The sequence below is a fragment of the Alkalihalobacterium alkalinitrilicum genome (assembly GCF_002019605.1).
In the GTDB taxonomy this organism is placed as follows: domain Bacteria; phylum Bacillota; class Bacilli; order Bacillales; family Bacillaceae_F; genus Alkalihalobacterium; species Alkalihalobacterium alkalinitrilicum.
In genome coordinates this window covers 2,609,173-2,621,770 of sequence record NZ_KV917368.1, presented here as the reverse complement: position 1 = coordinate 2,621,770, position 12,598 = coordinate 2,609,173, and the positions used below count along the sequence as shown (strand labels likewise).

At 34.5% G+C, this 12,598-nt stretch carries 11 protein-coding genes and 4 pseudogenes; 10 read left to right on the top strand and 5 right to left on the bottom strand.

Going from position 1 to position 12,598, the window contains the following annotated elements; all coding sequences use genetic code 11:
• Positions 1-110 precede the first annotated feature (110 nt).
• Positions 111-1,001 carry a deoxyribonuclease IV gene (locus BK574_RS12575; RefSeq protein WP_078428836.1) on the top strand — a complete coding sequence of 297 codons (891 nt, stop codon included), beginning with the start codon at positions 111-113 and terminating at the stop codon, positions 999-1,001.
• A gap of 224 nt (positions 1,002-1,225) precedes the next feature.
• Here the strand turns inward: BK574_RS12575 and BK574_RS12570 are convergent, their stop codons facing one another.
• Positions 1,226-1,498, bottom strand: a complete 273-nt coding sequence (locus tag BK574_RS12570) for a DUF2624 domain-containing protein (RefSeq protein WP_078428835.1) — start codon at positions 1,496-1,498, stop codon at positions 1,226-1,228.
• A gap of 322 nt (positions 1,499-1,820) precedes the next feature.
• Here BK574_RS12570 and BK574_RS12565 point away from each other — a divergent pair, with 322 nt between their 5' ends.
• The 5 genes and pseudogenes from BK574_RS12565 to BK574_RS12550 all read left to right on the top strand — a co-directional run.
• Positions 1,821-2,576, top strand: coding sequence for a metal ABC transporter ATP-binding protein (locus BK574_RS12565; RefSeq protein WP_075388732.1), 756 nt, complete (start codon positions 1,821-1,823; stop codon positions 2,574-2,576).
• A complete protein-coding gene (locus BK574_RS12560; RefSeq protein WP_075388731.1) occupies positions 2,576-3,442 on the top strand; it encodes a metal ABC transporter permease in 867 nt (288 codons plus the stop codon). Before BK574_RS12565 ends, BK574_RS12560 begins: the two co-directional genes overlap by 1 nt.
• Positions 3,443-3,624: 182 nt before the next feature.
• Positions 3,625-3,817, top strand: a pseudogene (locus BK574_RS27030) (MarR family transcriptional regulator); the annotation flags it as partial.
• Positions 3,818-3,828: 11 nt separating this feature from the next.
• Positions 3,829-4,317 (top strand): annotated as a pseudogene (locus BK574_RS12555) (FMN-binding negative transcriptional regulator); the annotation flags it as partial.
• 229 nt (positions 4,318-4,546) lie between these two features.
• Positions 4,547-4,684, top strand: a pseudogene (locus tag BK574_RS12550) (acetyltransferase); the annotation flags it as partial.
• Between the two features lie 72 nt (positions 4,685-4,756).
• Here BK574_RS12550 and BK574_RS28420 read toward each other — a convergent pair.
• The 3 genes and pseudogenes from BK574_RS28420 to BK574_RS12535 all read right to left on the bottom strand — a co-directional run.
• Positions 4,757-4,930, bottom strand: a pseudogene (locus BK574_RS28420) (EamA family transporter); the annotation flags it as partial.
• A 37-nt stretch (positions 4,931-4,967) separates the two neighbouring features.
• The gene (locus tag BK574_RS12540) at positions 4,968-7,082 is read right to left on the bottom strand and encodes an RNA degradosome polyphosphate kinase (RefSeq protein ID WP_078428832.1); all 2,115 of its coding nucleotides are present in this window, start codon (positions 7,080-7,082) and stop codon (positions 4,968-4,970) included.
• A gap of 83 nt (positions 7,083-7,165) precedes the next feature.
• Positions 7,166-8,701, bottom strand: a complete 1,536-nt coding sequence (locus BK574_RS12535) for a Ppx/GppA phosphatase family protein (RefSeq protein ID WP_078428831.1) — start codon at positions 8,699-8,701, stop codon at positions 7,166-7,168.
• A gap of 171 nt (positions 8,702-8,872) precedes the next feature.
• On the opposite strand from BK574_RS12535, the gene BK574_RS12530 reads away from it, so the two are divergent.
• From BK574_RS12530 to BK574_RS12515, 4 genes are all read left to right on the top strand, one after another.
• A complete protein-coding gene (locus BK574_RS12530; RefSeq protein ID WP_078428830.1) occupies positions 8,873-9,655 on the top strand; it encodes a metal ABC transporter ATP-binding protein in 783 nt (260 codons plus the stop codon).
• Positions 9,648-10,514: a metal ABC transporter permease gene (locus BK574_RS12525; RefSeq protein WP_078428829.1), complete on the top strand. Its 867-nt coding sequence runs from the start codon at positions 9,648-9,650 to the stop codon at positions 10,512-10,514. Before BK574_RS12530 ends, BK574_RS12525 begins: the two co-directional genes overlap by 8 nt.
• 80 nt (positions 10,515-10,594) lie before the next feature.
• Positions 10,595-11,452, top strand: a complete 858-nt coding sequence (locus BK574_RS12520) for a metal ABC transporter permease (RefSeq protein ID WP_142247962.1) — start codon at positions 10,595-10,597, stop codon at positions 11,450-11,452.
• Positions 11,449-11,877 (top strand): Fur family transcriptional regulator, encoded by a 429-nt coding sequence (locus BK574_RS12515; protein WP_075388725.1) that lies wholly within the window; start codon positions 11,449-11,451, stop codon positions 11,875-11,877. The genes BK574_RS12520 and BK574_RS12515 overlap by 4 nt, the downstream gene beginning before the upstream one ends.
• Positions 11,878-11,926: 49 nt before the next feature.
• On the opposite strand, the gene BK574_RS12510 is transcribed toward BK574_RS12515, so the two are convergent.
• Positions 11,927-12,502: a 5' nucleotidase, NT5C type gene (locus BK574_RS12510; RefSeq protein WP_078430855.1), complete on the bottom strand. Its 576-nt coding sequence runs from the start codon at positions 12,500-12,502 to the stop codon at positions 11,927-11,929.
• Between the last annotated feature and the right edge of the window lie 96 nt (positions 12,503-12,598).

Here is a 12,598-nt window from a genome sequence, read left to right as displayed (position 1 = left end):
TAGTATTTTACTCAAAACTTAAAGAGTCAAATACTTGTTAAACTACGGTGGGAATAGCGAAAAATCCGTTTAGATAACTATAAAAGATGTTTTACAAGGAGTGGAGAAATATGATTTTAGGATCACATGTTTCGATGAGTGGAAAGAAAATGTTGTTAGCATCAAGTGAAGAAGCTGTTTCCTACGGTGCGAACACATTTATGATTTATACGGGGGCTCCTCAAAATACAAGAAGAAAGCCAATTGAAGAGTTAAATATTGAAGCAGGTTTAGCTCATATGAATGAAAATGGCATAAACGAAATTATTGTTCATGCTCCGTACATTATTAATATTGCCAATACAGAAAAACCAGCTACCTTTCGATTAGGTGTCGATTTCTTACGTAGTGAAATTGAACGGACAGAGGCGTTAAGCGCCAAACAAATCGTACTTCACCCTGGTGCACATGTTGGTGCAGGAGCAGAAGCTGGGATTAAAAAAATTATCGAAGGATTAAATGAAGTTCTTGAGAAGGATCAAAATGTGCAAATTGCTCTTGAGACAATGGCAGGAAAAGGATCTGAATGTGGACGATCATTTGATGAATTAGCATCAATTATCAATGGCGTTACTCATAATGAGAAATTATCTGTATGCTTTGATACTTGTCATACACACGATGCTGGATATGATATTGTGAATGATTTTGATGGTGTTCTTGAAGAGTTCGATAAAATAATTGGAATAGACCGATTAAAGGTACTTCATATTAACGATAGTAAAAATGAACGTGGCGCAGGAAAAGACCGCCATGAAAATATTGGATTTGGCCACATTGGATACGAAGCAATCCATAAAATTGTGCACCACCCACAACTAAAGGATGTTCCGAAAATTTTAGAGACTCCTTATATCGGTGAAGACAAAAACAATAAAAAAGCACCATACAAGCATGAAATTGAAATGTTAAAGAATTCGAGTTTTAATGAAAAATTAAAAGAAGAAATTATGAATTCTTAATGCAAAAACGCTCAAGTTTACGATGTGAACTGAGCGTCTTTTTTTTTGGAAAGCTGAGTTTATCCTGGTTAAGTTCTTAGGGTAAAGATCCCACCACTTAGCGTATCGTAGGTGGGAAGTTATAATCAGGTGGAGTCGAAACTCCATCTGATTCTCCGATGTTCCAGCTTACTGGAACGAGTTCGCTTAACGATACTATGCTTTTAAGAGTTCTCTCTATAGTTCTATAGTTGGGAAAGTAAATGACCGTATTGATTTAGGAGTTGATTAACTAATTTTGACACATGAGGATCTACTTCGTTTTGTAACCTTTGGATCATTCGTTCTACTTGTGAACGATTTCCAATGTCGATTGGCTCTGATTGAATAATTTGAATTACCTTACTTGCCTGCCCCCCATTAATAGGCATTTGGTGTTGATGGGATAATGTAATTAATTCCTTTTTTGTTAAAGAATTAATCTTATGATTAATCATTTGTTGAATAAAAGGATTCATCACTTCTTCCTCCTCGCAGCACTAATACAATCAGTTTATGAAAGGAGAAAAAAAGTGTGAAATCTGGATAAAAAAATAAAATTTACATCACTTTAGCTTCTTGAATGAATAAAGATTATAAAAAATCATTTACAATGTTTCCCCTTAGCTAATATAATTGGTTATAGTATAAAAAGTTTACCTAAGGAAACTTTTTATCACGAAACCTAAATAACTTTCATAAAATGGGTTAGGTATATTACGGGTAGTGGTTTCTTTGGATGGAACTAGATATCTCGTTGAATAGGTTTTTGTCAATTTAATAATAGAGAGGGGTTTTATAATGGAACGAATGTTAGAGGTCAATAATCTCTCCGTTTATTACGATAATCTTCAAGCTATAAATAATGTGAGTTTCACTGCGGATGCAGGAAAATTAATTGGAATTGTTGGACCTAATGGTGCTGGTAAGTCGACATTAATTAAAGCGATATTAGGTTTAGAAAAATCTACAAATAGTGGGATATCTGCTTTGCAAAAATCAATAAAAAAAGCGAGAAAATTAATTGCTTACGTTCCGCAAAGAAGTCAGATTGATTGGGATTTTCCTGTACTTGTTGAAGATGTAGTGATGATGGGGAGGTTTATTCATTTACCTTGGTATAAACGTCCATCTAAAGATGATAAGAAGATTGTCACGGGTGCCTTAGAGAAAGTTGGAATGACTGATTTTCGAAAACGGCAAATTGGAGAGCTTTCTGGGGGACAACAACAACGGGTGTTCATAGCTAGAGCTTTAGCACAGCAAGCGACATTGTTCTTTCTCGATGAACCTTTTGCTGGTATCGATATTACTTCTGAAGATATTATTATTCGTATATTAAAAACTCTAAAAGAGGAAGGCAAAACAATCTTAGTTGTGCACCACGATTTGAGTAAGGTAGAAGAGTACTTTGATCAAATTATGTTAGTTAATAAAGAACTTATTGGTTATGGTGAAGTGAGTGAAACGTTTAAACCTGAGCTACTATCAAAAACGTATCAAGGGAAGATTAAACTTTTCAAAGAGAATGACCAAATGATGGTGGTGAGTAACTAATGCAAGATATATTAACATTTATTGACCAAGTGTCTCGTTATAATTATCTTCAGCAAGCTTTAATTGCGGCTATTTTAGTTGGGATTATATGCGGGGTTATTGGTTGTTTTATAATCTTACGTGGAATGGCTCTTATGGGTGACGCTATTTCTCACGCCGTATTGCCTGGAGTCGTTATTGCATATATGGTCGGAAGTAGTTTCTTTATTGGAGCTGTTATTGCGGGGGTATTAACGGCACTTGGGATTGGCTATGTATCTCAAAATAGCCGAATTAAAGACGACTCAGCTATAGGTATTTTATTTACAGCTGCATTTGCTCTAGGTGTTGTTCTCCTAACCAATTTACGCGGGACGTCTTTAGATCTATGGCATATTTTATTTGGAAATGTTTTGGCTGTTTCGAGAAGCGATCTTTGGGTTACATTTGGTATAGGAATTTTTGTATTATTAATGATATTTTTATTTTACCGTCCATTACTAATGAGTACGTTTGACCCGACAATGGCCAAAGCAGCAGGTATTCCAGTTCAATTAATTCATTACTTGCTAATGCTGCTCTTATCTTTGGTAACGGTAGCTTCCTTAAAAACAGTAGGAATAATTTTAGTCGTAGCAATGTTAATTACACCAGGTGCAACGGCATACTTATTAACGGATCGACTTCCCGTCATGTTATTTTTATCGGCATTTTTCGGTTCCATCTCAGCTATTCTAGGAATTTTCTTTTCTGTTATTTATGATGTTGCGTCTGGAGCAGCCATTGTTCTCGTTGCTTCTGTCCTATTTGGGATCGTGTTTTTCTTTTCTCCTAAACAAGGCGTTATTACTCGATATCTTCGTTCGAAGGTTCAGCGAACAGCATAAATATAAATAGAGGTAACTGACGGTAAGTAGTTCCGATTCTGTGGAGAAACATAGTAAATAACAACCTAATTATCAGACCGAATCGAAGAGTGATTCGGTCTCTTTTTATTAGACTGTTTTTCGTAAGGATTGTTGCTAATGGCATAAAAAAGGGTAAATTTCCTATTTTATAGTATCATTAGATAGAAAGAGAAGATTCTATAAGTAATATAGCTGACCATACAAAAGGGCAGTATTGGTACCTTGTGCGAATATGTAAAAACCCAGGTATCATTCAAGAAAAGGTTAGCTGAGATGATAAAAGGAGATCGAATACCAGCTTCTCGTGCGATAAAAAAACTTGAAATGAGTGGCTTTATGAAAAGAACAAGAGAAATTATTGAAAGGTGATGTTGAACAAGGAGAATACATACTTATATGGACATTTTGCTCGTCCGAATCCGCAGTGGAAAGATATCGTAAATCAAACCGTCTTAGCCATATTTCATGGTCCTCATTGTTATATCTCTCCATCTTTGTATGAGACGAATAAAGCTGTACCAACATGGAATTATGTGACGGTTCATGTTTACGGAGAAGTCGAACTTTTAGAGGATGAACGTGAGTTAATCGAATCCTTACATGATATGGTATTGAAGTATGAAGCTCCTGATAGTTCATATCGATTACGAGAAGTAGACCCTGAGTTTCTTGCTGGTATGAACAAAGGAGTTCAAGGTTTCAAAATAAAAATCAACAAGATTGAAGGAAAAGCGAAATTAAGTCAAAACCATTCAGTGCAACGGCAAGAGTTAGTTATTAATCAACTAGAAAAAATTTCAAATAAAGACGAGCAACAGATATCCTCATTAATGAAGGCAAATCTAAAAAAATGATTGTATTTTGAGCAGCTTTCTTTAAGCGAACTCGTATCAACAAGCTGGGACATCGGAGAATCAGATAGATCTCGACTCTACCTGAATAGAACTTCCCACCTACGCTACGCTAAGAGGTGGGGGTCTAGACACCCTAAAAACTAAACTGAGATTAAGACAAGAGTAGCTTTTTAGACTACTCTTTAAATGTATAAACTATTACTTTTCGCTATACACAATTTTTAACCCTGTTATTAACTCTGGGGTTAAAATAGGTAATAATGTCGTCATCGCTTCGGGTGCTGTCGTAACAAAAGAAGTACCAGACAATGTGGTAGTGGGTGGAAATCCTGCAAAAATAATAAAACGAATTGAAGCAGTAGATTAAAAGCATAATGAACTCTCACTTGTTAAAAGCCCCTCTCAGCGAAACTAGCTGATTTTGAGGGGCTTTTCTTTTTTAGAAATCGTTTTTGAAAAAGGGTTCTTTATTCAAAGCCAATAATAAAATCATGATAAGGATACAAGTGGTACCAATCCATTGAAAACTTCCAAAAGGTTCTATTAACCAAAAGACCGTTGTAAAAACAGCCGCTAATGGCTCAGTACTTCCTAGAAGACTTGAATTTTTTGGGAAACTACTTATTCTGACAAATACACTCTTTTCAATATTAATAATCTTCATTAAAACGAGCAGCCATCTCATAAAAAGCAAGTTGACTCTGGATCGGTGTTTCTCCGTTGTGGCAAGCAACATAATGATAATGGCCAGTCTTGTCCTGTTCTCTTGCTTTGACATTATCTTTTAGCGTGATGTTTAGAACTTCTATAATTCGTTGCTTAATATTCGGACTGTAAATTGGAAATAGGATTTCAATTCGTTTTTCCATATTTCTTGTCATCCAATCTGCGGAGGAAAGGAAAATGCTTTCTTGTCCACCATGATGGAAATAAAAGATCCGACTATGTTCAAGGAAGCGATCGACAATACTTCGAACACGAATGTTTTCACTCACTCCTTCTATACCAGGACGTAAACAGCAAATTCCTCGAACAATTAAATCAATTTTTACTCCTGCTTGAGAGGCTTCGTAAAGTTTAAGTATAATCGGTTTGTCTGTTAATGAATTCATTTTAGCAATAATTCTCCCATTACCTGTTTGGAGATGAGCGCTTATTTCTTGATTAATTGCGTCAATAAAAGTTTCTCTGATTTGAAAAGGTGCTGTTGATATATGATTCCAGACGGGTTTGTCACTATATCCACTTAAATAGTTGAAAAAGTTAGTCGCATCTATCCCGAAGTCTTCCTCAGAGGTAAGAATACCCATGTCTGTATAAAGCTTTGCGGTAGAGTCATTGTAGTTTCCAGTACCTAAGTGAACATACCGTTGTATTTTATTATTCTCATGCCGTACGACTAACGTTATTTTGCTATGAGTTTTTAAAGCGGTAATTCCGTAGATAACATGGACACCTGCTTTTTCTAATTTTTTTGCCCACTGGATATTATTTTCTTCATCAAATCTAGCTTTTAATTCCACTAATACTGTTACTTGTTTTCCTTGTTCTGCTGCTCGTGCAAGTGAATGAATGATTGGCGAGTCTCCACTGACACGATATAGCGTTTGCTTAATTGCGAGCACACTTGGATCATCTGCCGCCATACTTAAGAAATCTAGAATTGGATGAAACGATTCGTAAGGGTGATGAAGAAAAATGTCTTTTTTATCGATTGCATGAAAAATATTTTCTTCATTTATTAAGTCCACAGGTGGTTGCGGAATAAAGTTTTCATTTGCTAAATGCTCAAATTCCGATACGAGTTTACCGTATAGCTTAAATAAGAAAGAAAGATCTAATGGACCTTTAAAAGAATAAACGTCATTACTATGAACTTCTAAAACGTCTAGCAAGAGGTTTAAAACTTTTGATTCCATTAACCCTTCCTGCATTTCAAGACGAACCGTAGCTCCCCATTTTCGTTTCTTTAATTCCTTTTCTATTTCTCTTAAAAGATCTCTTGCTCCCTCTTCATGAATTGTTAAATCGGCATTTCTTGTAATTCGAAATGGTGAAACGGAGAGCACTTTATACCCTTGGAAGAGTACTCCAATAAAATGGCTAATGACATCTTCAAGCAAAATGAACTGTTGTTTATCATCTCGAGTAGGAAGTTGAATAAAACGACTTAATACACTAGGAACTTGCACGATAGCGAGGCGTTCTTTTTCTTGTTGTCTATTATCCTCTTTCAACAAGACAGCTAAGTTTAAACTTTTATTGAGTAACATTGGAAACGGCCGGTATGCATCAATGGCCATAGGTGTGAGCACAGGGAAAATATAGTGATTAAAGCGCTCTTCTAAAAATGTCATTTGCTCATTAGTTACTTCATCGATAGCTAAAAAATGAACACCTTCATGGTAAAGCATCGGTAATAGCGTTTCGCAAAACATATTATCCTGGAGACGAACTAGTTGTTGCGTTTTTTCTGATATCCTTTTAAGTTGTTGTTTTGGAGTCAATCCTGCTTTATTTTCAGGGCGGTTAAACCCAGCTTTTACTTGATCTTTTAATCCTGCAACTCGTACCATAAAAAATTCGTCTAAATTGGAACTAAAGATTGCTAAAAATTTGAGTCTTTCTAATAAGGGATTTCTTTCATCGATTGCTTCTTCTAGTACACGTTCATTAAATGCTAACCAACTTAGCTCGCGGTTATTATAAAAGGTTGGGTCATTTAAATCGAGGTTTTTTTTTTGTTCGATGTGATTTGTCGACATAATATCAACCTTTCCAAAATTGAAAATTAATCTAACTACAATCTTAGCAATTCATTGTAAATTTTTTGTAAAGAACCTGTAAATTAGTTGTTATTTTGGAATTGGAGTTCAACATTGAAATTTAATACTCGTTCGAGATGCTTTTTATACTTATTTGCTTGCTCAGCCTCGAAAAAATAGTCACTATCACATAGTAGGTGTATTGATAATTTTCTTTTGGGTGTCATCGTAATGGTACAGTTTTTTACAATGTTTCTTCGTGTTCGGTTTAGAGCATAAGCAAATTTTAAAATCGCCCCAAGTAACTCGTACCGCTTAAGCTGTTGTTTCGTTAATAATTTAGCAAACGGTTCGGCAAACTGTGATAAAATTGACTTCGACTTAAAAGATGAAATTAGGGAAATGGCTAAACGTTGTTCGTGTGTTAAGCCATCAATTGTCATGTTCGACAATAAATAAAAGGTATGTTGGTTACTTGCTTCATTACTAATATATTCCCCAACATAAAGGACTCGGGCACTATACCTTAACAATCTTAAGTTATTTTCGTCATTGTATTTTTCCAGTATATAAGGCGCAAGTTCTTTATAAATAGTCGTAGCGAGCTTAGATACTTGCTTCACATGTTCTATATTAATTTGATAGCTGTAAGATAATTGATAAAAGCTTTCTTCAGCTACATTCGGGAATTGTTCAATTCCAAGTTGTTGCAAAACCTCTTCATAAAAGATTCCATCGCGTAATCCTTTATTACTCATAATAAATTTGGGTGCAGCTGTTACTTCGACTAGAGAATAAATAGCCTGTATAGCAGGAATGATGATGTCTGCCCGATCTTTAGATAGCCCTTCAACATTTTGTCTATCGGTAACAGACAAATGAAGTAATTCGTCTTGAATACCTTGAATGCTACTTGGCAAGAGCTCGTATTGATGCAGGCCTTTTAATGGGTAGTTGCTTTTTCTTTGATGAATGAGTGATAAATTTCTAGCTGACCCACCAATTCCAACGACGGGTAGGTTAGAGTTTACAATCCAAATTAAAGAAGAAAATTGATCGATTAAAAAGGTTTTTAACTTGTCCATTTCTTCTATCGTGGGTGAATCATTTTTAATAAGTTTCTTTAAGGTAATGGCACCGAAAGGAAAACTTATAAATTGCTCTAATTTTCGATTTTTAAATAAAGTAACTTCGGTACTCCCACCTCCGATGTCAATTGAAATTCCGTCTTCAATATTCGTTGAATTAATTATTGCTAAATAACCGTAATAAGCTTCTTCATAATCAGTTAGTACGGAGAAGGATATGGAAGTTTTGTCTTTGAGTATTTGTAATACTTCTTTTTGATTGGGTGCAAGTCGAAGGGCAGCTGTAGCTACTCCCTTAATTTGGTGAATTTCATGAGCTATTATTATGTTATGAAAACGAGCGAGAGTATTAACTATAATTTCAATCCCTTCAGGAGTAATACTGCCATCGTTTGTTGTATGGCTGCTAAGCCTTGCAACGACTTTAAAGTTATGAAGTTCATGATAACAACCGTTACTTTGAATTGTATAGATGACCAGTCGAATAGAGTTAGAACCCATGTCAATAATTGCTAACTTTCTTTGTGCCACTAAATTTCACATCCTAAAAAAACGATATAGTTATGGATTGGGATCTATTGTATTTTTTCTATTATATAATTTTCTACTTCTATTTGCATGTCTATTACTTTTCGATTATTTAATAAGAATTATTCTTATTTGTGGTATACTATAAAGACAGTACTAATATGGAGGAACATTATGTCTGGTCAGCAAGCTTATGCTATAGAAGTCAATAAAGTTTCATTTCGATATGATAATAAGGACGTATTAGAAAATGTTAATTTAAAAATAAAAAAAGGGGCATTCCTAGGCTTAGTTGGACCCAATGGATCTGGTAAATCAACATTAATTAAGTGCATCCTAGGATTATTAACGCCTCAAGATGGCGACGTCTTTTTATTTGGTCAACGTGTCAATAAATTTAAAGCTTGGGATAAAGTTGGCTTTGTTTCACAAAAAGCGAACAGCTTTAATTCTGGGTTCCCAGCTACGGTATATGAAGTAGTTTCCATGGGTTTGTATGCAAAGATTGGATTATTTCGTTTTATGTCAAAAAACGATAAGGAAAGGGTTCATGAGGCAATTAAAAGTGTAGGAATGAGTCAATATACGAAACAAAATATTGGGGAATTATCTGGTGGACAACAGCAACGAGTGTTTATTGCAAGAGCATTAGTTAGTAATCCAGAATTATTGATTTTGGATGAGCCAACAGTTGGAGTAGATGCAAGTTCGGTTCAATCTTTTTATCAAATGTTAATCGATTTAAATCGAAATAACAAAATCACTTTATTGTTAGTGACTCATGATATTAGCACGATGATTGAACATGTAACGGATATTGCATGTATTAATACGACATTGCATTTTCATGGGGATCGTGAAGAATTTGAAAAAAATCATAACCTGTCATCATTTTTTGGTCACAATGTACAACTTCTAAGTCACAATCATTGTGACGGAGGCTGTCAACATGATTGAAGCTTTTCTTAAATATGAGTTTTTACAAAATGCATTTTATACTGGGTTGTTAATTGGACTTATCGCACCTATGTTAGGTGTTTTTCTTGTGGTTCGTAGGTTATCACTGATTGCTGATGCCCTTTCACACATTACGTTAACAGGAATTGCAGCCAGTTTATTATTAGGTAAACATTTTGTATTATTTCAAGGACTCAATCCTCTGTATTTAGGAATGGGTGCAGCAGTAGGTGGCTCATTACTTATTGAAAAGCTTAGAAATGTTTATCAATATTATAAGGAGCTTGCGATACCGATCATTCTTTCCAGTGGTATAGGTATTGGTGTTGTCCTTATTTCATTAGCAGATGGATTTAACAATGACTTATTTAATTATTTATTTGGTAGTGTAATAACAATAAGTCGGTCTGACTTATATACGGTTTTAATCACTTCAATTGTTGTCATTATACTAACTATATTCTTGTTTAAAGAATTATTTTATTTGGCTTTCGATGAAGAACAAGCTACGGTATCTGGGCTTAATAAGAAATTTATTCATCTCATTTTTATTATTAGTGTTGCTCTTGTCATTGCGGCTTCAATGAGAATTGTTGGAATTCTTTTAGTTTCTGCCTTAATGACACTTCCAGTTGCCGCAAGCATGCGTTTAGCTAAAGGGTTTAAGCAAATGTTTTTTTATTCCATTCTATTTGGTGAAATTGCAGTGATTGGCGGTTTAATTGCTGCGTTTCAATTAGACTTAGCACCAGGAGGAACAATTGTTATCCTCTCGGTACTGATTTTAGTCATATGTTTATCTATAAAAAAATGTAAAGATAAACTTTTTTATAGACGTAAACCGAACCTAGGTACATGAAATGTTTAAAGTGTACATTGTTGTCTTGAGGTCTGTTCTAAAGTAAAATCTAATAGACAGATTAGAATAGGGGTACATTGATGTTGGAAATTTTATCAAATTTAAGCTTTATTGAACGAGGAATGGTTGCAGCTGGATTAATCGGATTTATATGTCCATTATTAGGGGCATTTTTGCTCGTTAGACGTATATCAATTATTTCTGAATCTTTGTCGCATATTACGTTAACTGGAATAGCTGCTGGTGTATTACTAACTTCAACAATGACGTTTTTTTCCTTTATTAACCCATTATATTTCGGATTAGTGTTTGCCTTTATTGGTTCGTTGTTAATTGAAAGATTGAGACAAGTATATAGGGATTTTCAAGAAATAGCCATTCCAATCATATTATCTACGGGTGTAGGTTTAAGTGCTATTATTATTAGTATTTCGAAAACTGGCTATAATCAATGGTTTATGTATTTGTTCGGTAGTATTGTTAGTGTCACGTTACAGGATTTATATTTTATGATTTTAACTTCAATAGTAGTTCTTATTATATTGACGTTATTTTATAAAGAGTTTGTCGCCATTTCATTTGACCAGGAGTTTGCGAAAGTTTCAGGTATATCCATTCGAGGATTAAATTTTATTTTTTCATTTTTAATCGCTCTTGTCATAGCGTTGTCAATGAAAGTTGTTGGAATTTTGCTTGTTGGAGCAATGATTGTTTTACCTGCAGCTTCAGCTATCATCTTTGCAAAAAGTTTTAAAAGTTTATTATGGTTGTCTGTTTTGTTCGGTCAGCTTGCTATGCTCACTGGATCTTATTTTTCTTATCATTTAAATATTGCTACTGGTGGAGGAATTGTGTTGTTTGCGACAGTTTGGCTTATTGTAGCTCATCTTCTTCACCATTTGTTTAAAGGAAAACGAAAGGAGCGAGTATCTTCATGAATGTGTCGCAAGCAATGGAACGCTTAAAGGAAAAAGGATATAAATATACAAAAAAACGAGAAGAAATGGTTCGCCTTTTCTTTGATGAAAAGAGATATCTTTCTGCTAAGGATGTTCTAGAAAAGATGTCTGGGGATTATCCTGGATTAAGTTTTGATACCATTTATCGAAATCTAGGTGTTTTTGCACAGTTGGAAATTCTTGAGGTAACCGAATTAGATGGAGAAAAGAAATTTCGTTTTTCCTGTTCGACTTCGCAGCATCATCATCATTTAATTTGTTTAGAATGTGGAAAAACAAAAGCACTACACAGCTGTCCTATGGAAGATTTAAACATTCACTTTAAAGATTTTGAAGTAATTGGGCATAAGTTTGAATTATATGGCTATTGTAAAAGTTGTGTACCCGTACATTCTGACGGATAAAAAACAAAAAAGGAAGGGTGAGAATTGTAATCTCGCCTTTCCTTTTTGTTTACTCATGTTTAAGCCATTGATTAACCCAATGCGTTGCTTCTTTCCAGTTTTGTACTCGAATGACATTACGAGGAACAGAAAGACGATTGTATGGAGTATCAAATAATAATACAGGAATTTCGCATTCTTCCGCAATGTCGCAAGCATTGTCATGTTTATCTTCAAAGAAAATATCAAGTTGTTGATCTTTGACAGCATTAATTTTATCATGACTTCCAATTAGTGTAATTTGATCATATGGTACTTGTTTAGATTGAAACCATTGTTCAGTCAAGTCATATAAATGGTCACCTCTTGCACTGATATAGACTATTTTATGGGAGTCCTTCCATGTATAGAGAGCATTTTTTGCATGAACAGCTAGGTTGGCTTTTGAATAAATATGTCCTTCATGTTCGCTTAACCACTTCCAAAATTGTTCTGATGTTACTCCAAGAACTTGTGTTAAATCGTATTCGGTTATATCTTCTAATGTTATATTTTTCTTAAAGTGTTTATTTAAATATGGAACAAAAGTAGCTGGGTCTGTAACCGTACCATCGATATCAAAACCAAATATCTTCGATTTCTTCATAAATTTCACCTCTTGAACAAATAATCGTTTCCTTTGCATGTAATCATTGTCATCTATATTCAATACAAGTTGAGTCATACTATTAATGCTCCCCCA

Bases quoted from the DNA above. Each gene is read 5' to 3' on its own strand.
- BK574_RS12525 (WP_078428829.1), top strand. From the start codon at position 9,648: ATGATTGAAGCTTTTCTTAAATATGAGTTTTTACAAAATGCATTTTAT.
- BK574_RS12560 (WP_075388731.1), top strand. From the start codon at position 2,576: ATGCAAGATATATTAACATTTATTGACCAAGTGTCTCGTTATAATTAT.
- BK574_RS12510 (WP_078430855.1), bottom strand. From the start codon at position 12,502: ATGAAGAAATCGAAGATATTTGGTTTTGATATCGATGGTACGGTTACA.
- BK574_RS12570 (WP_078428835.1), bottom strand. From the start codon at position 1,498: ATGAATCCTTTTATTCAACAAATGATTAATCATAAGATTAATTCTTTA.
- BK574_RS12565 (WP_075388732.1), top strand. From the start codon at position 1,821: ATGGAACGAATGTTAGAGGTCAATAATCTCTCCGTTTATTACGATAAT.
- BK574_RS12530 (WP_078428830.1), top strand. From the start codon at position 8,873: ATGTCTGGTCAGCAAGCTTATGCTATAGAAGTCAATAAAGTTTCATTT.
- BK574_RS12515 (WP_075388725.1), top strand. From the start codon at position 11,449: ATGAATGTGTCGCAAGCAATGGAACGCTTAAAGGAAAAAGGATATAAA.
- BK574_RS12520 (WP_142247962.1), top strand. From the start codon at position 10,595: ATGTTGGAAATTTTATCAAATTTAAGCTTTATTGAACGAGGAATGGTT.
- BK574_RS12540 (WP_078428832.1), bottom strand. From the start codon at position 7,082: ATGTCGACAAATCACATCGAACAAAAAAAAAACCTCGATTTAAATGAC.
- BK574_RS12575 (WP_078428836.1), top strand. From the start codon at position 111: ATGATTTTAGGATCACATGTTTCGATGAGTGGAAAGAAAATGTTGTTA.